Below are 20,704 nucleotides of genomic sequence, written 5' to 3'. Positions count from 1 at the left end.
TTGCGTATCCTCGAGTGCAATGGCAGTAATCCCCGCGTTTCGAGACGGTTGGACCGTCCTCCGCGAGAACCCCGTCATACTGCTCGGCGGTCTGCTCCTCGCAGTCGCCGGTCAACTGGCGTCCGCAGGCGGACTCATCGACTCGTGGATCGCGATGGCAGTCGGTTTCGTCGTCGCGCTCCTCCTGTCGCCGTTTCTACTTGGCGGCATCATCGGCATGGCCCTCGAGGCGCTCGAGGGGTCGACGACGACGCTTTCACGGCTCACGGAGACCGGAAAGGCACACTACATCTCGTTGCTCGGCGCATCGATTCTGTTCGGAGTGATGGTGTTCACCATCGCGTTCGTCGGGATGTTCGTCGCGATCTTCGGCGTTGCACTCGGGATCGGCGTCGGAGGTGCGGACGCTGGAGCGGCCGGACTGGTGGTGGTCGGTCTCGCAATCCTCGGGATGCTTGCGATCTTCCTGTTCGTCTTCGCCGTGTTCCTGTTCTTGCAGTTTTACAACACGGCGATCGTCGTCGAGAACAGGCGGGCGTTCGACTCGTTCTCGCGAAGCGTCGATCTCGTCCGATCGAACCTGCTGAGCGTCGTCGGCTACTCGATCCTCTGGATCGGAGTCAGTATGGTCGCGTTCATGCCGCTCATCGGCCTCGAGTTCGCGCTGGTCGAACCCGGTCTCGTCGACGGGGTCGGCGAGTCGGTCGGGTACGCGATCACGCTCTTCGCGGGAGTCGTCCTCACCGGCCTCGTCTACTCGTACCTCTATACGGTCCACACCGCCTACTACAGGCGGCTAATTCCCGAGGGAACCGGGGCGCAGTAAGCGCCGAAGATAGGCCATCCAAGAGAGGGGCCTCGAGACGACGATCGTTCGAATCGTCGCGGTTCGGCTCGAACACCGAGACGAGTTCCTGCTTTTTTGCGGGTTCGGTTCCCCACCGCGGGCTGGTGTATCTGACGCATCGACTGACGAGTGAGACAGTTTACTGTCCGTCAGCTCCGGCACAACCGCGACCCGTGTGGCGATTGGGGCGGTACATCGGTACAGTAGTCCGTATGAAACGCCACTACCGACGTTCGAACCGGTGGCGGACGACCTCGCTGTCGTCGTCCCACGTGAAGTTCTCGTGGGCGCGCTCGAGCAGGCGTTCGTACGCCTCGAGGCTCTCCATTCCCTCCGCCCGTGCGTCGTCGTCGGTCAGATCGCCGAGCGTGCGCTCTGTCACGTCGGTCACCTCGAACGTTTCGTCGTCGATCACGAACGTCTCGCCCACCTCGGCGTACTGGTGGCCCCGATGGATCTGCGTAACGTCTCCCTCGAGGACGCCCTCACGCATCCGCGGACTCGGCAACAGGTCGTCGGGATCGATCTCGCCCATACCGAGGTCGTCGGTGGCGGCGAACAAAACCGTTTGGCCAACGTCAGACGCGAACGCCCCACCAACCGGCGACGAGAGCCGACGGACCACCCGTCCGAGGGAATCGACGAGACCACCGATCAGCGCTCCGACGGAAGGGAAGATTCTTCCGACTGCCTGCCGGAGTGAGAGCCATGAGTCAATTTACGGTCACCGGTCGGTTCAAGAACCGCGACGACTTCGCCGAGTTCGAGACGACGATCGACGCCGAAAACGAGGACGTCGCCCGCGAGCACGCCCTCTCGCAGCTCGGCAGTCGACACGGACTCAAACGAACCCAGATCGACCTCGAGGAGGTCGAGCAGCGATGAGCCAACAGCAACTCCAGCAGCTCTCCCAGGAGCTCCAGGAAATCCAGGAGCAGATCGAAGCCCTACAGAACAACGTCGAGGGTCTCCAGACCGAGAAGTCCGAAGCCGACGAGGCGATCGACGCCCTCGAGACGCTCGAGACCGGCTCCACTGTCCAGGTGCCGATCGGCGGCGGCGCCTACCTCCGCGCGACGGTCGAGGACATCGACGAGGCGATCGTCGAACTCGGCGCCGACTACGCGGCCGAGTTCGAACAGGACGGCGCAGTCGAGGCCCTCGAGAGCAAGAAGGAGAACCTCGACGGGCAGATCAGCGAGGTAAACGAGCAGATAGCCGAACTCGAGTCCGAGAGCTCCGAACTCGAACAGCAGGCACAACAGCTCCAACAGCAGGCGATGCAACAGCAGATGCAGCAACTGGGTCAAGAGCAGGGCCTCGACGAGTAAGGCGACCCCCATGTTCGACAACCTGAAGGAGAAACTCGGGAGCTTCCGCAAGGACGCCGAGGAAGCCGCAGAGGAAAACGTCGAGGACGTCGACGAAGACAGCCTCGAGGACGTCGACGAAGACAGCCTCGAGGACGTCGACGAAGACGAACTCGAGGGGAAAAGCGAAGGCGAGACGGACGTTCCCGAGGACGAACTACCCGCCGACGAAACCGGTTCCGACACGGGGACAGCGCCGACCGCGGACACCCCAGCAGGTGAGGGTTCCACAACCGACGCCGAGTCCGGTGCCGTCCTCGAGGCGGACGCCGACCGACGAGAGGCAGACGCCCCAGGCCTCGAGTCCGATTCGGCCCGCGAGACCGACGCTATCGACGCCGCAGTCGGTGAGCCGGATACGGCCGACGCCGCCGAGGCGGACGAGCCAGTCGAGGACGACGACTCGAACGAAGACGACGCCAACGGCTCGACCGGCTTCGGCCGGAAGGCGAAGTCGCTCGTCAAAGGGAAGTTCGTCATCGAAGAGGACGATCTCGAGGGGCCACTCCAGGAACTCGAACTGGCGCTTCTCTCGAGTGACGTCGAGATGGGCGTCGCCGAGGAGATCCTCGATAACATCCGCGACGAACTCGTCGGCGAGACGCGGACGTTTACGACCTCGACGGGCGATGTCGTCGAGGACGCGCTTCGCGACGCGATCTACGACGTCATCAGCGTCGGGCAGTTCGACTTCGATGAGCGCATCGCCGTCGAGGACACGCCCGTCACGATCGTCTTCACCGGCGTCAACGGCGTCGGGAAGACGACGTCGATCGCGAAGCTGAGTCGCTACTTCGAGCAACGGGGATACTCGACCGTGATGGCAAACGGGGACACCTACCGCGCCGGCGCGAACGAGCAGATCCAGGAACACGCCGACACACTCGAGACGAAGTGCATCAGCCACGAGCAAGGTGGCGACCCCGCTGCCGTCCTCTACGACGCCGTCGAGTACGCCGAGGCAAACGACATCGACGTCGTGCTCGGCGACACCGCGGGACGGCTACACACCGACGAGGGGTTGATGGACCAACTCGAGAAGATCGACCGCGTCGTCGACCCGGACATGACGCTGTTCGTCGACGAGGCGGTCGCCGGCCAGGACGCCGTCAACCGCGCCCGAGAGTTCGACGAGGCCGCCGAAATCGACGGCGCAGTTTTGACGAAAGCGGATGCCGACTCCAACGGCGGCGCGGCGATTTCGGTCGCCCACGTCACCGGAAAGCCGATCCTGTTTCTCGGTGTGGGCCAGGGCTACGACGATCTCGAGCGGTTCGACCCCGACGAGATGGTCGATCGACTGCTCGCCGACGAAGAGTAGCGTCGGTTCACGCGTTTCTCGTTAACGGCAGGAGATCACCCCGAGTGAGACGGATAGTCGATCGGACGAGAAAACGATACTCTCCGGAACGACCGTCGACCCGAGCGGATCGACTGTAACGGGGACGTGACGGAGCCGAGTGAAATCGATCCCATCGCCTCGAGGGCACGAATGAGAGTGGGCCACAGGGAGCCTCGCCGGAGATACTTGCCGATACCAGTGACAGTTACGAATCGGCCGTGGTGAAAACCGACGCATGTGAGGAGCTGTGTACCGATCTCAGCACAGCCACGGCCGAGGTGGGGGACGTCTCGAGGCAATATTTTCCGTATGGAGGGACCGACGTCAGCTTTCGCCACATTACGGGGAGGTATACCGCCGAGGTGTGTTTAGCCGCTAAACGATGGGCTCTGAAGAGACCGGTACGATCGGCGGCCGATATCGCGACACTTCCCGGCGGTGGGACGAATGAACAACGAGCGAGCGAGTTCACTCGGGTTCACACTCGATCACAGGGGTGGTCTCGCGTGAACACGACCGAACAGTACAAGCAGAACAAACACCCCCTCGACGTCATCGACGATGTCTACGAGTACGCCGAGGACGGCCTGACATTCGAACAGATCGAAGACCGCGCCGGTGACGGCGAGTGGGAGCGCCTGAAGTGGGCCGGTATGTACGCCCAGAAACAGGAGGGCTACTTCATGATCCGGACCAAGGTCCCGGGCGGAAAGCTCACACCCGAGCAAGCCGAGGTCATCGGCGAGTGTGCCCAGGAGTACGCCGTCGCACCGGAGGAGTACGGCGGCGAAGAACAGAACGAACTCTGGGGCGACGCCTACGTCGACATCACGACCCGTCAGGACATCCAGAAACACTGGATTCGCGTCGAGGACGTCCCCGAGATGTGGGAACGGTACGACGAGGTCGGGCTGACGACGGTCCAGGGCTGTGGCGACTCCGCCCGAAACGTGCTAGGCTGTCCGGCGGCCGGCCTGGACGACCACGAGTGTTTCAACGCCCAGCCGGTCATCGACGCCGTCTCCGAGTACTTCACCGGCAATCGCGAGTACGCGAACCTGCCGCGGAAGTTCAAGCTGACGATCACCGGCTGCAAGCACGACTGTGCCCAGTCCCAGATCAACGACATCGGACTTGTCCCGGCGAAGAAGGAGCTAGACGGCGAGTCTCTCTACGGCTTCCACGCCCGCGTCGGCGGCGGCCTCTCCGACGGACCACGGATGGCCTCGGAGCTCGACGTCTTCATAGAGCCCGAAGACGCCATCGAGTTCTGTCGCGCCGTCGCCCAGACGTTCAAGGAACTCGGCGATCGCAACAACCGCGGCGTCTGCCGCATGCGCTACCTCGTCGAGCAGATGGGCCACGAGACGTTCGAAGAAGCGATCCGCGACCGGTGTACGATCGACCTTCCGAGCGCGGGCGACGGCCTCACCGAAGGCTACCGTGGCGACCACGTCGGCGTCCACGACCAAAAACAGGACGGCCTCACATACGTCGGTTTCAACGTCATCGCCGGCCGCATGGGCGGCGACGAGTTCGCCGAGGCCGCTCGCGCGGCGAAGAAGTACGGCACCGAGGACGCCTCGGTTCGTCTCGCGACGGATCAGAACTTCCTCATCAGCCACATCCCCGAGGAGAACGTCGACGATCTGCTGGCGGAGCCGTTTGCCCAGGAGTATCAGCCCGATCCGGGGCCGTTCTCGCGGGGCGCCGTCGGCTGTACGGGCAACGAGTTCTGTAACTACGCCATCATCGAGACGAAAAAGCGCACCAAGCGCTGGGCGCGCGAACTCGACGACCGCATCGACGTCCCCGACGACATCGAAGCGATCCGAATGCACATGTCCGGCTGTTCGGCCTCATGCGCCCAGCCACAGATCGCAGACATCGGCTTCCGCGGCGAGACGGTCAAGTTGGACGACGAGGACGGCTCCGACATCGTCGAAGGGATGGACTTCGGCCTCGGCGGCTCGCTCGGCACTGACAACGAGTTCTTAGATTGGATCGAAAGCGCCGTACCGGCCGACGCCGTCATCCCCGCACTCGAGCAGCTGTTCGAGGCCTACAACGCAGATCGCGAGGACGGCGAGGCGTTCTACGCGTGGTGCCGGCGGATCGACAACGCGCGACTGCGGACGATCATGCAAGGCGCCGACGCACCGGTCGCTCGAGGTGTTGCCCATGGGGATTGATAGCGAGGACGAACGCAGTGAGTCCTCGAAAAAGCGAGCGGGAGCGGCGGGATCCGAACGACGTGAGGATCCCGAGAACGCGAGCGGTGGAACCGCGAGCCGCGAGGCCGAGCAAAGCGAGGCCTCGGACCGAGCGAGTAGCGCGGAGCGAAGCTCTGCGGACCGTTCGAGCGGGCGAAGCCCGCGAGAAGACGGCGAAGCCGCGAGCCGCGAAGACGACGAACTGGTCTTCCCTGGCGTCCCCGACTCGAGCACGGACGACGACGAAGCCGTGATGGTTCCCGAAGGCGGAAGCACCCCGCCCCGATCCCGCGAGAGAGCGGACCAGACTCGAGACGACACGATCCGGACGGATGGCGTAGGCCCTGTGGACGACGAGGAAGCCTGCTCGCCGTCGACCTGTACCTGTGGCGAGAAGACCGCCGACCCCGCGCCAGCGGCCGACGACAGGCGCGTCGCGACCGACGGCGCGGGCGTGAGCAACGTCGACAGCGAGGGCAACCTCGGCGACCTCGAGTTCACCGAACCCGCGGAAGGCGTAAGCCAGGACGTCTACGACGACGCGCCGGACACGCGCGTCGGAATTCCAGAGGGCGTCGACCTCGAAACGCCCGAGTACTCGATTCGCTCGGAGATGAACGATATCGAGACGCCTGACGAGAAGACCTGGTTCATGGAACTCGACGAGGCAGTCATCGACGAGGGTCGCTGTATCCAGTGTGGGACTTGTGTCGCCGCCTGTCCCTCCGACTCCATCGGCGTCGGCGAGGACGATCTGCCCAAGCTGGTCAAGATGTGTACCGGCTGTTCGCTCTGTTGGGACTTCTGTCCCCGCGGCGGCCTGCGCTACGAGCGCCAGTGGAAGATCACCGGCGGCGAGGACAACGTCAAGGGTGCGGGCGACCCGATCACGGAGTTCTCCGCGAAAGTCGACGATGACTGGACCGACGGCGCTCAGGACGGCGGCGTCGTCACCGGCATCCTCGCGACGCTGCTCGAGGAAGGCGAGATCGACGGCGCGCTGATCGCCACCGAAAGCGACGAAGAGCCTTGGAAGGCAGAGAGTTTCCTCGCCACGACGGAGGAAGAACTCATCGCGAACGCCGGGACCGTCTACAACCAGACGCTGGCACTCGGCAACCTCGACGTAGCGCAGTGGGAGCACAAGCTCCCCGATAAGGACTGGGAGGACCTCTCGCTCGCGCTCGTCGGTACGCCCTGTGAGATCGAGGGGGTCCGCGCCCTGCAGGATTTCGACTGGGACTACCAGAAACAAAACGAGGGAATCCGTGCCGTCGACTACACAATCTCGCTGATGTGTACGAAAAACTTCAACTACTACAGCCTCATCGGCGAGCAGTTGGAGGAAAAACGCAACATCTCGCCCGAGGAGATCGGCAAGATGGACGTCCTCCACGGCAAGATGATGGTCTACGACCACGACGGCGAGATGATCGTCGAAGAGGACGTCGAGAACTTCCACGACGCCGCGCTGAAAGGCTGTGACGAGTGTGCCGACTTCACCGGCTTCTGTTCGGACGTCACCGTCGGCTCCGTCGGCTCCTCCGACGAGTACTCGAGCGTCATCATCCGGACCGACCAGGGGATGAAGGCGTGGGATCTCACCGAGCCGAAACTCGACTATCACGACCTAGAAGACAAGTCGGCGGTCGGCAAGCTCCAGGGCTGGGACAAAAAGAAGGCCTTCGAGAGCTTAGAGCGGCCGTTCGACCCTGACGCGCCCCGATTCATCGACTACACCGACCACGCCGAGAACTACGGCACGGCGCTGAACCCCCACGACAAGGGACACTAAGGACGGATTTCGGCCCGCCCATCGTCGTTTCGGCGTCTCGAGCGGACGGAAATCCACACTGCTTATGCCGATCCGTCGTTCAATCGTACTCGAGGGCGCGTAGCTCAGTCCGGAAAGAGCGTCGGACTTCTAATCCGACGGTCGTGGGTTCAAATCCCATCGCGCCCGTGATTTTGGGACGAGCAAATTCCATCGCGCTCACGAACGCTCGAGAGAAAAAGTAGCCACTGAACGTCATTGCACACCCGATCACCAGACGGATCGGCGATCCATGTGTACATCGGTTCAGTTGTTCCTATCGTTCTGTCCGGCAGTATCACTCGCCGTCGTCGCTTGTGATGGTAAAGGCGACGGCGAGTACGAGCACCGTGACTGCGAGCGCTATCGAAAGCCGGTGGCCGAGACTGGTGAGAAACGGCAAGACCTCGAGCCAGGCGGCGGTGCTGACCGTCGCCGCGACGAGTCCGAAGCCGAGCCAGTAGCGCGTCCAGGGGAGTGCCTTCTTGGAGGGAGGATCGAGGTAGACGTCCAAGGCGCTCGCGGTGGGCGTGAGTGTGATCGTTCCGCGGGCCTGATTGTATTCGACGATTCCGTCGCGGTGTAACGTCGGCAGGTGTGACTGGTAGAGCGAGGTATAGACTCGTTTCCGTTGTTTGTAGCTCACCTCGGCGATCGGAACGCCGTTTTCCTCGGCGGCGATCCACTCCGAAAGATCTCGCAACCGGACGGTACGCTCGCGATGGCGACCCAAATACGTCAGCACGAGTCGCCGACGTCGGTTGGAGAGCGTCTGGAAGACGGTATCTCTCGACAGTTCGTCTCGTTCGAGCGAGTCGGTGTCGATCCCCCGGTCGGAACCCTGCTCGATCGCTGACTGCGGCCCCCCCATAGAGACGGATACTCGGATAGTAATATCATAAATCTTCTCACTACTTGGAGTTCATAGACGAAATTCCGACCAACTGTAGAAATGTTGGGCGGCAATCGAAATAATCATAGACAATTACCTCGACTCGAGGACACCCTGTGTACGGATAGCCGCCGTTGACGGTGTTCTCGCTCGCTGACGTTGGTGGTAGGAGTGGCTGACTGGTATATCGGCGGAGGGGGTGTCACTTTCCCGTCTGCTCTATCCTGGCTGTATCGACGATCGTGTGTGAGCGACGGTGGTCCAAATTTCCGAGGGGGGGCGACTGCCGACAGGGTACCCTTCGTCGGTGGGAAAATTCGTCCGGGATCGGGTCCTGATACGGGCTGTCGTCAGTCAGTATCGGTGACGGCAGTCCGTATCGACCGAATCGTCGGAACGAAAACGGTAGGGTGCGTACAACTACCCGACTCAACGGCCGATCGGTCGTATGCACCTGGTACCGAGACTCCGATCGTCTCTGGCGGTGATGAAGAACCCGACGTACACGGGGGAGAACAGATGCATTCCCTGTACGCTACTCAACGTCGTCCTCGCAGCCGTCCTCTCGATCGCAGTGATGGCCCTCGTCGGCACGATCGACACCTCCGTTGGGGCCCCCGCTGGCGTCGCAACGTTCGCGGCGGCCGCCGCGCTGATCTACTTTCGTGGCTACCTGATCCCAGGTACGCCGACGTTTACGAAACGATACCTTCCCGAGGGAGTGCTTGCGGCGTTCGATAAAGCCCCCGAACGGACCGATTGGGGGGAGATCGACCCTCGAGAACTGCTCTTTGCCTTCGGCGTCGTCGTCGACGATCCGACGATGGACGATCTGGTGCTCGATCCCGCGTTCGTCGACGCCTGGAATCGCTCGATCGAGATCCACCGGACGGAGGAGTCGGAACTCCGCCGTTCGCTCGCCCGATTGTCCGGCGTAGAGAGGTCAGATCTCGAGTTCCGGGATGGGCCACACGTGTTCGCCGCAGAGACGAGCGACGGACACCTCGCGAACTGGCCCTCCCGGGCCGCCTGTGTCGCGGACGCCGCGGGTGCGGTCGTCCTCCCGCAGTGGGATCCCGACTGGGATCGGCGGCCGGTCGCAGTGCGGGCGGATCTGCTCGCCGTGCTTCGGCTCTTTCTCGAGCGCTGTCCGACCTGCGACGGGGACGTGATGCTCTCCCAGGACGTCGTCGAGTCGTGCTGTCGGCGGCGGGACGTCGCCGCGGCGACCTGCCGGGACTGTGACGCGAGACTGTTCGAGATGGACATTGATCTCGCGATGGAGTAGTGCGAACTGCACCGACGGACGCGGTGATGGCACGACTGCCGTGTGAGTGGGTATGCAGTGACGTGCAGTGGCACCGATAGCCGAACGGTTTCGAGACCGGCATCGACGCGATGCGTTGTCGTCGAGCCGTGACGAGCGGATTGGTCGGATCGGTCACGTCGCATAGTGACAACACGCATCGGTTCGTAAGTGGTTGTCCGAGGTGTCGACCTCGAGAAACGCAGTCGCGCCTGCCAGGGTGTTCGATCGGAACCCCGGTTGCGCTCGACGAGCCATCACGTCGCGGAAAACCGATCGTCGGATCGCTATCGGAGTCGTTTTTCGTCGTTCACTCGTGCTCGCGAATCAGCGGCCAGCACGACCAGTGCTGGTTGCCCGAGTGCGAGCGGAAAGAATCGTTTCGACGACGGGAGATCACGTTCACAATCAGCGTAGCGGTGAGAGTCACGACCGGCGAAGCATCCGGAGCATGTCCAGACGGTTCGGCCAGAGCTGTGCGGCGGCGGCCACGGCGAACATCGCGAGCGAAATGCTCACCCCGAGTATCGGATCGGCCGAACCGACGAACGGGGCCTCGAGCAACACAGCGAGGACGGCCAACAACGAGCCGATTCCGAGAGCGAGATAGAGTTCGCTCCAGGAAAGACCGTTCCAGACGAAGACCTCCATGTGGGTGTCGATTTCCGGGGCTGAATCACACATCGTGACGGTCCCGGAGTCGCTGTCGTAACGGACAATACCGAGTTCGTCGAGTTTCGGTAGATGTGTCTGGTGGAGTGAGCTCCAGACGCTCTCGCGGACCGGCGGTGGCGGCGGCGATTGGCCACTTTCGGCGGTCGCAATGGCAATCGCGAGGCTTCTGAGCGTTACAGCACCGTCACGGGTCTCCGTCAGGTGGCGAAGCGTCTCGCGCCGTCGTCCGTTCGCGAGAATCTCGAATATTTCCCCCTCAGAGAGTGTAGTCGATCGGGACATTGCTGGTGAGGTGACGTCGACTGCTCGAACGTCGACCGACGGTTCGGTTCGTGGACACGTCAGCATGAAGGGCGTACCACCACCGGTCGACCAACCGTGCCGAACGGCAAGCCCGGCGATCCGGTGAGGATTCTGGTGGTACGTCGAGCCAACCGGCGTCCAAACGGGCCGTTCGGCCGGCTGAATGTCGGTAGATTCGACCCGAGAACATCGGTTTGGTAACCGTACAAGCACCAAACGGACGGTTTGATGGAACACCCTATCGCCGATGGTTTCGTTCGGTTCTGACGTGTTCGTTCGTAACTACGTGGGTCGCCAGCGCCGGGAGTAGATAACTGAGTGATCGACGCCAGCCCGTGGCCGACCTCGATCGTTCAGGTGAAATCAACATGACCGACGACAACACGAACATCGGACTGTCGCGACGACGCGTCCTCGGCGGACTCGGCGCGATCGGGATCGCCTCCGCGGGCGCAGGCCTGGGGACGACGGCGTACTTCAGCGACCAGGAGAGCTTCGAAGGGAACTCGCTTACGGCGGGCACGCTCGCGGTGAACGTCACCCAACAGATCACACACGTCGACCAGGACGGCATCGGTCCCGACGAGCTCGCCTGGGCCGACGCCGGCGACGGCGAGGCCGGCGTCACGACCGACCCGATCGTCATCGAGGACGCAAAACCCGGCGACGAGTACGAGTTCTGCTGGGAGGTCGAACTCGAGGGGAATCCCGGATTCGCGATGGTAGCCGTCGGCGATGTCTCGGAGCAGACGGGTGCCGAGGTGGAGACCGTCTCCGCCGACGATCTCTACGACGTCGACACCGACGCCGATATGGTGACGATCGGCGAGGCGGCGACCGCCGTCGCGACGCTGACGCTGTGTCCCGAAGAGGGCGAGGAGGTCGGCGCACAGGTCGAGGTATTCGAGGGAGGCCTCGACGATCTGCTGGCCGCGCTCTCTGAGGGCCTCGTCGTCCCCTCGAGCGAGGCCGTCGAAGGTGACGGAGCGTTCTGTCACGACGTCGAGTGTCCGGTCACGCTCTGCATCGAGATCGAGATTCCGACGACCGTCGGCAACGAGTTACAGGGAGCGGAATCCAGCTTCGACCTCTCTGTCTACGCCGAGCAGTGTCGCCACAACGACGTCGAGCAGTTCGGCAACACGACCGTGGTGGCCCCCGACGAACCCGGCCCGGCGTAAGCCTCGAGCACCGACTGCAGTGACGACCGGAGACGCCGGGCTCGCGTTCGGCGGGCGTTTCTGCGTACTGGGCGGTGGACATCCCGGACGGAGGTGTCCAGTTCCATTCGGAGCCAGCGTGGCGGCCGGCTCGGCGGTTCGATGCCGCCGGTGGAAATCCCCGGAGGGGGAACACATCATGACTGACAACAACGAACCGTTCGGCCTATCGCGGCGAAAGATCCTCGGCGGTATGGGGGCGATCGGCGTCGCCTCCGTCGGCGCTGGTCTCGGGACGACGGCGTACTTTAGTGACCAGGAGGAGTTCACGGGCAACACGCTCACTGCGGGCACGCTCGCGATCAAAGTCGACTGGCAACAGCGCTACTGGGGCGCGCCACCGGAGGTGCGTCCACAGGACTACGCGACCACGGCGAACGAAGCGGGAGAGACGGTGTCGAACTACCCACACGTCAACGCGTTTCCGGACGACTCCGGGGACGGCGAACAGGATCTCGGCGGGGTCGTCTACGCCGGCGAGAACGCGGTGTTCAGCCCCGCCGAAATTCCGGCGTGCTGTGACTGTGTAGACGGCGAGTACTACGTCACCTACGGGGGAGACTCTCACTGTATCGAGCCGATCGTCGACGAGCGGACGGCCGAGGAGTTCTACGACGACAGTCGAGACGACGTCTCATCGCTGTTTCTCGATATCCAGCGCGAAAACGGTGCCGTGCTCTTCCTCTACCGTCAGGACCTTGGCGGCAGCGAACTCGGCGAACCTCGCCTGTTCTTCGTCCTCGACAAATTCGGAAACGACGACGGCGGCGGCTACGCCACGTTCACGGTCGAAGGCGACCTCACGGACGTCGTCTGGGAGGATCTCGAGTGGGAGATCGAAGACGACCCGGGTGCGGACAGCGCGGACGAGTACTCGATCAGTTCGACCGAGGCGACCGCCAGCTGGATCTGGGGAGACAACCGGACCGACGGCGGCGTGCTCGGCTCGCTCACCGAGGATTTCGCCCTTCGTATCAACCCCGACCTGAACGGCGCGGCCGCCCTGAGCGGCGGAACGTCGACGTTCGACCCGACCGTCGACGTCGGCCTCACCAGCCTGGTCGTCCTGAGCGGCGATCCGGAAACCGAGATCGTCCTCGAGGACGATCTCGGCGGACCGATGGCCGACGACGACCTCGGTGACATCGTCATCCACAGCGAGTGTGGACTCGAGATGGGCGAAGAGACGGCCGCGTTCGGACCGAACGCCGAGAGCCTCATCGAACTCGACGACGTCAAACCCGGCGATAGCGGCGAGGTGACGTTCTCGCTTCACGTCTGTGACAACCCGGCATACATCTGGATGGGGGCGACCGGTTTCGACGCCGAGAGCGTCCTCGGGGAGTTCGTCCGCGCACGCGCTCGGCTCGTCCCCGGCTGTCTGAACGAGGTCGACGGATTCGACGCCATCGACGGCTACGACGGGGACGTCGTCGTGGAGGGCACTCTCAACGAGGTCCTCGCCGCGCTCGCGGACGCCGCCTACCAGGGCGTTGCGCTCACGACCGAGGACGGCGATGCCTGCTTCGATCCGATCGCGGACTCGACGTGTGTCGCCTTCGAGTGGTGGTTCCCGATCGGCCAGGAGAACGTCAACGACGCACAGGGTGAAAGCGTCTCGTTCGACGTCGGCTTCTACGCCGAACAGTGTCGCCACAACGACCAGAACGTCGCCTGAGCCGTGGTCCGTTGACGACATCACTCACCCGATTTGGACGCTCCCAGATCGGCGTCTCCTGGCATCGAACGATGGCAGCGTCTGCCTGCCGCGACGGTTCGGACGGCAGTATCGTCCTACCACGATCGTTCACCGACGGTAGGGCGATCATTCATATCGTCGCTGGGGACCGACTGGCGGCCAGCGACTACGAACGCCGCGGCGGCTTCTTCGGAGAGACCGCGGACGTGCGCCTCGACGCGGAGGAACGAACGTGACACAACGAATTCCCAACATCACTCGACGGCGACTGCTCGCGAGCACCGGTACCGCCGGAATCGCCGTACTCGCCGGGTTGAGTTTCCGGCCGGCGACCGTCTCCGGCGATACGCCGCCGTATACGGACACCACGTACGCCCAAACTGACGTCGACGGGCTGTCACTGCGGGTGGCCTGGCACAGTACGTACAACGACCGAACGGTTTCTGCGAGTCTCGACTCGAGCGATGGTCGGACAGTTCCCGGTCACACCGAACCAAACGAAACCGGTCAAGATCCCTCAGACGGCTTCACCGACGGCGGCAACGCCGAAACGCACGGGCCGTTGATCGCAGCCTCGAACGTCCTGCCGGGTGACTCCGGGACGATCGCCATCGGACTGTTCGCAGAGCGGATGGACGCTCGAGTCCGGCTGATTCCGACCGTCTCCGGCCGACTGAGCGAGATCGTCGACATCGCGCTCTGGTACGACACCGGCCTCTTCGGTATCGGCGGCTGTCGCGGAAGCGAAACGATCCCGGACGACCCCGCCTTCGAGTCGACGCTCGCGGCGTTCGGCGAAACGTACGGCCAGGCTATCGATGGGACGACCGGCGACGGTCTCGCGCTTCGCAACGGTGTCCGGAGCTGTCTCCCGGAGGGGGAGCGCCTCTGTCTGGGATTCGCCTGGAAAATCGACGAATCGGTCGGCAACGAGTGGCAAGGGGAGTCCCTCGAGTTCGGACTCGCGTTCGCCGCCGAGAGCTGTGGGGGTGTCGTATGAGCCGCGATTCGCTCCGGCTGAGCCGCAGGCGGCTGCTGGCGACCGTGGGCGGGATCGGAGCCGTCGGCGCGACGGCGGGCGTCGGCACCGGCGCGTACTTCACCGATCGGGAGCGGTTCACGAACGCGATCACCGCGGGAACGATCGAGATCGATTACGACTGTGACTCCTGTTCGATCGCCGACGACCGACTGACGTTCGCGTTCGACGGGATCGATCGGGGAGCGAGCGACTCGATCGTCATCGATCTCGCCGTCGGGTCGAATCCGGCGCGGCTGTGGCTTCGAAGCGACTGTCCGCCCGCGTTCGATCCGCTCGGTGACGCACTCGCCGTCGAGTTCGCCGTCGCCGGCGAGACGGTCGCCGACGGGAGCCTCTCGTCGGTCGCGCGCTCGCTCGCGACCGGAATCCGACTCGACGACGGCTGTCTCGAGCCGGAAACGCCGGTCGAGATCGAACTGACGTGGGAGCTGTCGGAGACCGCCCCGGAGCAGTTGGCGGGTGAGACGGCGGCGTTTTCTGCCGAACTCGTCGCCGAGCAGTGTCGCCACGTGGAGGAGGCGGACGTCTCGAACCCGTTTGCGGGCGCGGAGCCGTGCGAGGACGCAGCCGGCTGTCCGGCGTGTGTCTCCCTCGGGAAGGCTGACGACTTAGACGAGCGGATGCCGATCGAGCCGAGCACGGCCGACCGCGCGACCTGGCTCCCGATCGACGAGGGGCCCGGAAGCGGTGAGTATTTCCTGTTCGTCCAGGACGCCGAGATCAAAGACGGCGCGGAGACGACGGCGATCCAGTTCGAACTCGTCGACGGCGACGGCAATCCGGGTCCGAAACTCTGTGCGGTTCGGATCAAAGGCGGCCCGAACACGAACGAAGTCGAGATTTCGCCGCCGAGCGCTTCGACGGGAACGTTGCTGTCGACGCTCGAGAATCCGGGCGGCCAGCTGCCGGCGATCAGTAACGTCGAAGTCGACGTCTGTGCGGACGAGGTGAGCCGACGATGAACTACAGAAAAACGGCGAACGTCCTCGGATTGCTCGTTCTGATCGCCATCGTCGTTCCGTTCGTGATCTACGCTGTCCCCGGCGTGATCGGGGCGGAGTACAGCTTCGTCGTCCTCACCGGGAGCATGGCGCCGGCGATCGACCCCGGCGACGTGGTCATCGTCGGCGAGACGGAACCGACAACGATCGAGTCGGGCGACGTCATCACGTTCGTCCGGGATGGGGCCGATACGCCGGTGACCCATCGGGTCGTCGGGGTGGCCGATGCTGGCGGCGAACTCGCCTTCGAGACGAAAGGCGACGCCAACAGCGAAGTCGATGCAGGAGTGGTTCCGGCGGGCAACGTCCTCGGCGTCGTCGTCCTCACGATACCCTATCTCGGCTACGTGATCCAGATGACGAACTCGACTGCCGGCTTCCTCCTGCTGGTCGTCGTTCCGATCGTACTCTTCGTCGCCTCGGAGCTGTGGGCACTGTTCCAATCGGCGCGAAGGGGCGGGGGCGAGACGCGATCCGCGACCGACTCGGACGCCGCCGACGGCGTCCCACTCGAGTCGGAGGCGGTCGCCGACGACGAACGCGCCCTCGACTCCAGCGACGCCGCGACCACGTCGGACGGGACGCCGACGGGGCCCGCCGAGGGGAACGACGCGATCACGCTCTCGGCGTCGGATTTGGTGCTCTCGAGTGCGATCTTGGCTCTCACTGTGCCCTACGTCGCGTACGTCGCGTTCGAACTCCGGACGGCGCTGTCGATCTCTGTTGCGGTCGCCGCCGCGCTCTCGTTGCTCGCCGTCGGCGGGCTGTGGCTCTCTGCGCGTCGAGGTGCGCCGACGCCGCGGCCCCAAGCGGAGATCGACTCGAGCGACGACCTGGACGGGGTCGACTCGAGTCGTCGGGACGGCGACGTTCTCGCCGCCGGTGGCCCACCGGGTGGCGAGGAGACGTTCGAGGCGTTCGTGCCGGCAACGGAGGGGATAGACGCCGCAACTGACGGTGGAGACGGAGCGGAGGTGGGCCGATGAGCCGACCGCTCGTCGTCGGCCTGGTCTGTCTCATCGTGGCGGCGAGTAGCTTCGCCGGCGGCGTGGGGACGGTCGCCGTGTTCTCGGATACGGGGTCGGTCGAGGGGACGTTCTCGACGAATGAGACGTTCTCCGAGACCGACCTCGCGTTCGAACAGTTCGAGGGCAACGGCTCGGACGTGTTCGGCCCCGGTGGTCCGCCGGGACTCGCCGGCACTGAAGCCGGGAACGAGACCGCGGGGAACGTCACAGAGACGCCTCCGGGGAACGCTAATGAGAACTCGACAAGCGGCGAACCGGGCAGTTCGGCGGACGATGACGCCTTCGATCCCGCTGATGATGAGGGCAACGAGACGGAGGCCGACCAGAGCCTCGACGATGTTCTCGAGGACGAACTGGGAGCGGAGATCGGGGCCGGATCGGTCGAAACGGATGATTCGGACGAAACAGACGGCTCGAGCGACGACGTGTCGGAGGACGACGGCCACGATGATGGGACAGACGACGATCCCGGAGAGTGGCCTGGCGACGATGGAGAGACCGAGAGCGGTTCGGACGACGGAGCCGACGGCGACAGTTCGGACGACGATTCTGTTGGTGACAGTCGCGTCGACGGACAGGGCGACGGTGATGGGGGCGGGGACCCCGAGATCGGCGCCAAAGATTCTGGCAACGGCGGCAATGCTGGCGATAGCGACGAAGAGGGCGGTGAGAGCGGTGACAGTCACGACACGGAAGTCGGTGAGGGTGGCGATGTGAGCGATGGGACCGACAACCCGGACGAGATCGACGAAGACAGCGACCCAGACGAGATCGACGAAGACAGCGACCCAGACGAGATCGACGAAGACAGCGACCCAGACGAGATCGACGAAGTCGGTGATTCGAACGATGACGCCGACGAATCAGCCTAAACGCTCGAGTTGCACCCATCGGCTCTCCGATACAGCACGGAACGGCTCTCCGATACAGCACGGAACGGCTCTCCGATACAGCACGGAACGACTTTTTCGCGTTCGTTCCTCGAGTAAGAACGACCCGCGGGTGTTCGGCACCGTCGGCTTCTACTCGAAGCTCCTCGCTGAGGACATCGAAGAAATCGATCGCGCGCAGATGGAAGCGATCAGGGCAACCGGCGCGGACGGATTCCAGGTGATGGTCTACGGCGTACTACCCCAGATACTCCCCCGGATCGTCGGCCTCACGATCTATCGATGGGATATCAACATTCGCGTGAGTACGATCGTTGGCATCGTCGGTACCGGCGGAATCGGCGCCGAGTTGATGGTCCAGCTCGATACGTTCAACTGGCGCGCCGTCGCGACGATCCTGCTCGCAATCCTCGCTATCGTCCTGTTCAGCGAAGGTGTTTCAGCGTTCGCCAGGAAGAAAACGAGTTGAAACAGTGACGGACGGTCCGTACAGCTTGCGGCCGATACGGTCGATCAAATGAACCCGTCGCCGATCAGCAGTACGAAACGTCGTTCGGTCGCGGATCGACTCGAGACGCGTCCTCGTTCTCGGCGACCTCGAGCGATACCTCCCCGGACCCCTCGACACTGACGACGTAGCCGTTGTATGTGAACTCGAGACTCGCGGGCAGTCGGTCGGAGTCGACGGGGTCGAACAGGGCGTCGAGTGCGTCGGTCTGGATCGCGTCGTGAAGCGGGGGCTCGAGTTCCTCTGGGGGAATCCCCTCACGGTCTGCGACAGCTTCGACGACGGCGAGACTGACTGGCTGTTCTCGGTTCATGCTCGCCTCTGCCATATTCGCATATATAAAGACCGGTGTTTCTTCTCTGACGCACGTCGTCCGTGCGTCAGACATAGGTCTACTGTCAGACAACATGTGGCGTTACTTTAACCGATATATTCGGAAAGAACGGGAATCGAACGGGTGGACGACTCGCTCGCAGTCGACACCGTCACCGATCGCTCGAGGTCGTCATCGGTCACTCGTGACCGTTGATCGCCACTGGTTCGTACGGCTCCTCGAGGTACTCGAGATCGCTGTCGGAGAGGTCGATCTCGAGAGCTTCGACGGCGTCCTCGAGGTGGTCGATACTCGTCGTGCCGACGATCGGGGCGTCGACGACGTCTTTGTGAAGCACCCAGGCGAGGGCGATCTGGGCCATCGTGACGCCGTGTTCGGCGGCGAGTTCCTCGACGCGGCCGTTGATCTCCGTCCCGCCGTTCGCGCGGTAGATGTCGATCCGGTCGGCGGCCCAGCTATCGTCCATGTACTCGCCGCGAACCGTCTCGAGGAACTCGTCGTGGGGGCGGGTGAGATAGCCGCGTGCGAGCGGGCTCCAGGGGACGACGCCGACACCTTCTTTCGCACAGAGTGGAAGCATCTCGCGTTCCTCCTCGCGGTAGACCAGGTTGTAGTGGTTCTGCATGGAGACGAACCGCTCGAGGCCGAGGCGGTCGCTCGCGTAGAGCGCGTCGGCGAACTGGTGGGCCCACTGCGAGGAGGTGCCGATGTACCGAACCTTCTCGCGACGGACGGCGTCGTATAGGGCACGAAGCGTCTCCTCGATCGGGGTATCGTAATCCCAGCGGTGAGTCTGGTAGAGGTCGATCGTCTCCATTCCCAGCCGGTCGAGACTCGCCTCGAGTTCCTGGTCGATCGTCTTTCGCGAGAGCCCACTCGAGTTGGGATCGTCCTCGTCCATCCGATGATACACCTTCGTCGCCACCACCTGTTCGTCCCGGTCGTAGTCAGCGAGGACGTTCCCGAGGACGCGTTCGGACTCCCCGTCGGAGTAGACGTTCGCGGTGTCGAAGAAGTTGATCCCGAGATCGATCGCCCGTTCGATGATCGGACGACTCTCCTCCTCGTCTAACACCCACTCGCGCCAGTCGCTCGAGCCGAAGCTCATACAGCCCAGGCAGATTCGACTGACGGTCATTCCCGTGTCACCGAGTGTCGTATACTCCATGCAAGACGGAATCGAGGAGTGGCTACTAAAACGTAGTGTCCGGTTCGCGACGGTCGTCCCCGCGTCGGACGCCGGAGAACTCACTCGAGTTTGCGGATCATCACGATGGCGTCCTCACCGTCCTCGTAGTAGCCGGGGACGCGTCGAAGCGGTTCGAAACCGAAGTTCCGATAGAGCCGTTTTGCCCCGTCGTTCGACTGCCTGACCTCGAGTTTGACGGTGTCGGCGCCCTGGGCAACGAGTACGGCCAGAGCGCGAGTGAGCAACGCGGAGCCGATGCCGAGTCCGCGCCGTTCGGGGTGGACGGCGACGTCTTTGACGTGACCGAGTTGGCGGCCGAAATTCCGAGAGACGTCGGCGACGACGTAGCCGACGACGTCGCCATCGTGTTCGGCGATCAGAAATCCGGATTCGTCGAGAAACCCCTCGAAAGCGTCGTACGGCCAGGGCTGTGAGAACGACGCGTTTTCGATGTGTACGACCGCAAGGAGATCAGCACGCTCTGCGGGCCGGATCGATACGTTTCCGTCGTCCCCGGCCGAGACCCGAATCGTCACGCGACGAGATTGGATCTCCAGTACCAAAAGCAATCGCGTCGACCGTGAAACGGAGATCCTGCTTACCGACGGCGATACGACCTGCTACCGGTTGGTTCCGATACTGCTTCGAGCCGTCGTGCGGTCTTCGGGAAATCGGGACAGCAATCCGTATGATTGCCGATCGATCGTTCACCGTTCTGCGGTCGGCCGGAACGAGCCCATAGCGGTCCGTATGCTCCCAACCGCCGAACCATCACCGAGTTCGATAGCGAGAGATCACGAACCGACGGCCGATCGGAAACTCGAGAGCGGTCGAACGAAACTGTCGGAGACCGACGATGGGTTCGTCGCGGGCGATCGATAGCGTCGTGATGACCGTGCCATCTACCGGCCGTTTTTGCGACACCGTCTCGTCCCCGTCGGAGCGGCAAATAACGGTCGGCGATCGGAGAGACGGCAACCGACGCGGAGGAGGGGGCGCGTCGTGGATTCGCCGACACGCCAGCGCGATAGA

At 63.6% G+C, this 20,704-nt stretch carries 21 protein-coding genes and 1 tRNA gene; 16 read left to right on the top strand and 6 right to left on the bottom strand.

All coding sequences use genetic code 11. The features are described 5' to 3' along the window. The first annotated feature begins 19 nt into the window (after positions 1-19). A complete protein-coding gene (locus FYC77_RS01105) occupies positions 20-826 on the top strand; it encodes a DUF7847 domain-containing protein (protein WP_149079653.1) in 807 nt (268 codons plus the stop codon). A gap of 244 nt (positions 827-1,070) precedes the next feature. Here FYC77_RS01105 and FYC77_RS01100 read toward each other — a convergent pair whose 3' ends face one another. Next, entirely contained in the window at positions 1,071-1,382 is a 312-nt protein-coding gene (locus FYC77_RS01100) for an ASCH domain-containing protein (protein WP_149079652.1), read from the bottom strand. Between the two features lie 173 nt (positions 1,383-1,555). Here FYC77_RS01100 and rpl18a point away from each other — a divergent pair, with 173 nt between their 5' ends. The 6 genes from rpl18a to FYC77_RS01070 all read left to right on the top strand — a co-directional run bounded on the left by rpl18a (position 1,556) and on the right by FYC77_RS01070 (position 7,735). Then, a complete protein-coding gene (gene rpl18a / locus FYC77_RS01095) occupies positions 1,556-1,732 on the top strand; it encodes a 50S ribosomal protein L18Ae (protein WP_149079651.1) in 177 nt (58 codons plus the stop codon). Then, positions 1,729-2,178, top strand: coding sequence for a prefoldin subunit alpha (gene pfdA, locus FYC77_RS01090; protein WP_149079650.1), 450 nt, complete (start codon positions 1,729-1,731; stop codon positions 2,176-2,178). The genes rpl18a and pfdA overlap by 4 nt, the downstream gene beginning before the upstream one ends. 10 nt (positions 2,179-2,188) lie before the next feature. After that, entirely contained in the window at positions 2,189-3,538 is a 1,350-nt protein-coding gene (gene ftsY / locus FYC77_RS01085) for a signal recognition particle-docking protein FtsY (RefSeq protein ID WP_149079649.1), read from the top strand. 527 nt (positions 3,539-4,065) lie between these two features. Continuing rightward, positions 4,066-5,751, top strand: a complete 1,686-nt coding sequence (locus FYC77_RS01080) for a nitrite/sulfite reductase (protein ID WP_149079648.1) — start codon at positions 4,066-4,068, stop codon at positions 5,749-5,751. Further along, entirely contained in the window at positions 5,741-7,567 is a 1,827-nt protein-coding gene (locus FYC77_RS01075) for a Coenzyme F420 hydrogenase/dehydrogenase, beta subunit C-terminal domain (RefSeq protein WP_149079647.1), read from the top strand. Before FYC77_RS01080 ends, FYC77_RS01075 begins: the two co-directional genes overlap by 11 nt. A 93-nt stretch (positions 7,568-7,660) precedes the next feature. Continuing rightward, a tRNA-Arg gene (locus FYC77_RS01070) sits at positions 7,661-7,735 on the top strand. A gap of 148 nt (positions 7,736-7,883) precedes the next feature. Here the strand turns inward: FYC77_RS01070 and FYC77_RS01065 are convergent. Next, the gene (locus tag FYC77_RS01065; protein WP_149079646.1) at positions 7,884-8,456 is read right to left on the bottom strand and encodes a DUF7344 domain-containing protein; all 573 of its coding nucleotides are present in this window, start codon (positions 8,454-8,456) and stop codon (positions 7,884-7,886) included. Positions 8,457-8,925: 469 nt separating this feature from the next. Between FYC77_RS01065 and FYC77_RS01060 the strand changes: the two genes are divergently transcribed. Then, positions 8,926-9,765 carry a hypothetical protein gene (locus FYC77_RS01060; protein WP_149079645.1) on the top strand — a complete coding sequence of 280 codons (840 nt, stop codon included), beginning with the start codon at positions 8,926-8,928 and terminating at the stop codon, positions 9,763-9,765. A 444-nt stretch (positions 9,766-10,209) separates the two neighbouring features. On the opposite strand, the gene FYC77_RS01055 is transcribed toward FYC77_RS01060, so the two are convergent. Then, on the bottom strand, positions 10,210-10,806 hold the full coding sequence (locus tag FYC77_RS01055; protein ID WP_238386768.1) for a DUF7344 domain-containing protein: 597 nt from the start codon (positions 10,804-10,806) through the stop codon (positions 10,210-10,212). A 323-nt stretch (positions 10,807-11,129) separates the two neighbouring features. Between FYC77_RS01055 and FYC77_RS01050 the strand changes: the two genes are divergently transcribed. From FYC77_RS01050 to FYC77_RS20595, 8 genes are all read left to right on the top strand, one after another. Further along, positions 11,130-11,942, top strand: a complete 813-nt coding sequence (locus FYC77_RS01050; RefSeq protein WP_149079644.1) for a SipW-dependent-type signal peptide-containing protein — start codon at positions 11,130-11,132, stop codon at positions 11,940-11,942. Between the two features lie 178 nt (positions 11,943-12,120). After that, a complete protein-coding gene (locus FYC77_RS20295; protein WP_202911744.1) occupies positions 12,121-13,659 on the top strand; it encodes a SipW-dependent-type signal peptide-containing protein in 1,539 nt (512 codons plus the stop codon). 11 nt (positions 13,660-13,670) lie between these two features. Next, the gene (locus FYC77_RS01040) at positions 13,671-13,916 is read left to right on the top strand and encodes a hypothetical protein (protein ID WP_149079643.1); all 246 of its coding nucleotides are present in this window, start codon (positions 13,671-13,673) and stop codon (positions 13,914-13,916) included. Next, on the top strand, positions 13,913-14,680 hold the full coding sequence (locus FYC77_RS01035) for a hypothetical protein (RefSeq protein WP_149079642.1): 768 nt from the start codon (positions 13,913-13,915) through the stop codon (positions 14,678-14,680). The genes FYC77_RS01040 and FYC77_RS01035 overlap by 4 nt, the downstream gene beginning before the upstream one ends. Beyond that, a complete protein-coding gene (locus tag FYC77_RS01030; RefSeq protein WP_149079641.1) occupies positions 14,677-15,684 on the top strand; it encodes a SipW-dependent-type signal peptide-containing protein in 1,008 nt (335 codons plus the stop codon). Before FYC77_RS01035 ends, FYC77_RS01030 begins: the two co-directional genes overlap by 4 nt. After that, positions 15,681-16,709, top strand: a complete 1,029-nt coding sequence (locus FYC77_RS01025) for a signal peptidase I (RefSeq protein WP_149079640.1) — start codon at positions 15,681-15,683, stop codon at positions 16,707-16,709. The genes FYC77_RS01030 and FYC77_RS01025 overlap by 4 nt, the downstream gene beginning before the upstream one ends. Then, complete coding sequence (locus FYC77_RS20600) at positions 16,706-17,623, top strand: hypothetical protein (RefSeq protein WP_238386767.1); 918 nt, start codon at positions 16,706-16,708, stop codon at positions 17,621-17,623. Before FYC77_RS01025 ends, FYC77_RS20600 begins: the two co-directional genes overlap by 4 nt. A gap of 130 nt (positions 17,624-17,753) precedes the next feature. Beyond that, complete coding sequence (locus tag FYC77_RS20595) at positions 17,754-18,110, top strand: ABC transporter permease subunit (protein WP_238386766.1); 357 nt, start codon at positions 17,754-17,756, stop codon at positions 18,108-18,110. A gap of 64 nt (positions 18,111-18,174) precedes the next feature. Here the strand turns inward: FYC77_RS20595 and FYC77_RS01015 are convergent, their stop codons facing one another. From FYC77_RS01015 to rimI, 3 genes are all read right to left on the bottom strand, one after another. Beyond that, complete coding sequence (locus FYC77_RS01015; RefSeq protein WP_162354462.1) at positions 18,175-18,462, bottom strand: HalOD1 output domain-containing protein; 288 nt, start codon at positions 18,460-18,462, stop codon at positions 18,175-18,177. A 199-nt stretch (positions 18,463-18,661) separates the two neighbouring features. After that, positions 18,662-19,651 carry an aldo/keto reductase gene (locus FYC77_RS01010; RefSeq protein ID WP_149079637.1) on the bottom strand — a complete coding sequence of 330 codons (990 nt, stop codon included), beginning with the start codon at positions 19,649-19,651 and terminating at the stop codon, positions 18,662-18,664. Between the two features lie 80 nt (positions 19,652-19,731). Continuing rightward, a complete protein-coding gene (gene rimI, locus FYC77_RS01005; RefSeq protein WP_394349007.1) occupies positions 19,732-20,208 on the bottom strand; it encodes a ribosomal protein S18-alanine N-acetyltransferase in 477 nt (158 codons plus the stop codon). Positions 20,209-20,704 lie beyond the last annotated feature (496 nt).

The sequence above is a fragment of the Natrialba swarupiae genome, from assembly GCF_008245225.1.
Taxonomy (GTDB): domain Archaea; phylum Halobacteriota; class Halobacteria; order Halobacteriales; family Natrialbaceae; genus Natrarchaeobius; species Natrarchaeobius swarupiae.
This window is presented reverse-complemented; position numbering and strand designations above follow the sequence as displayed.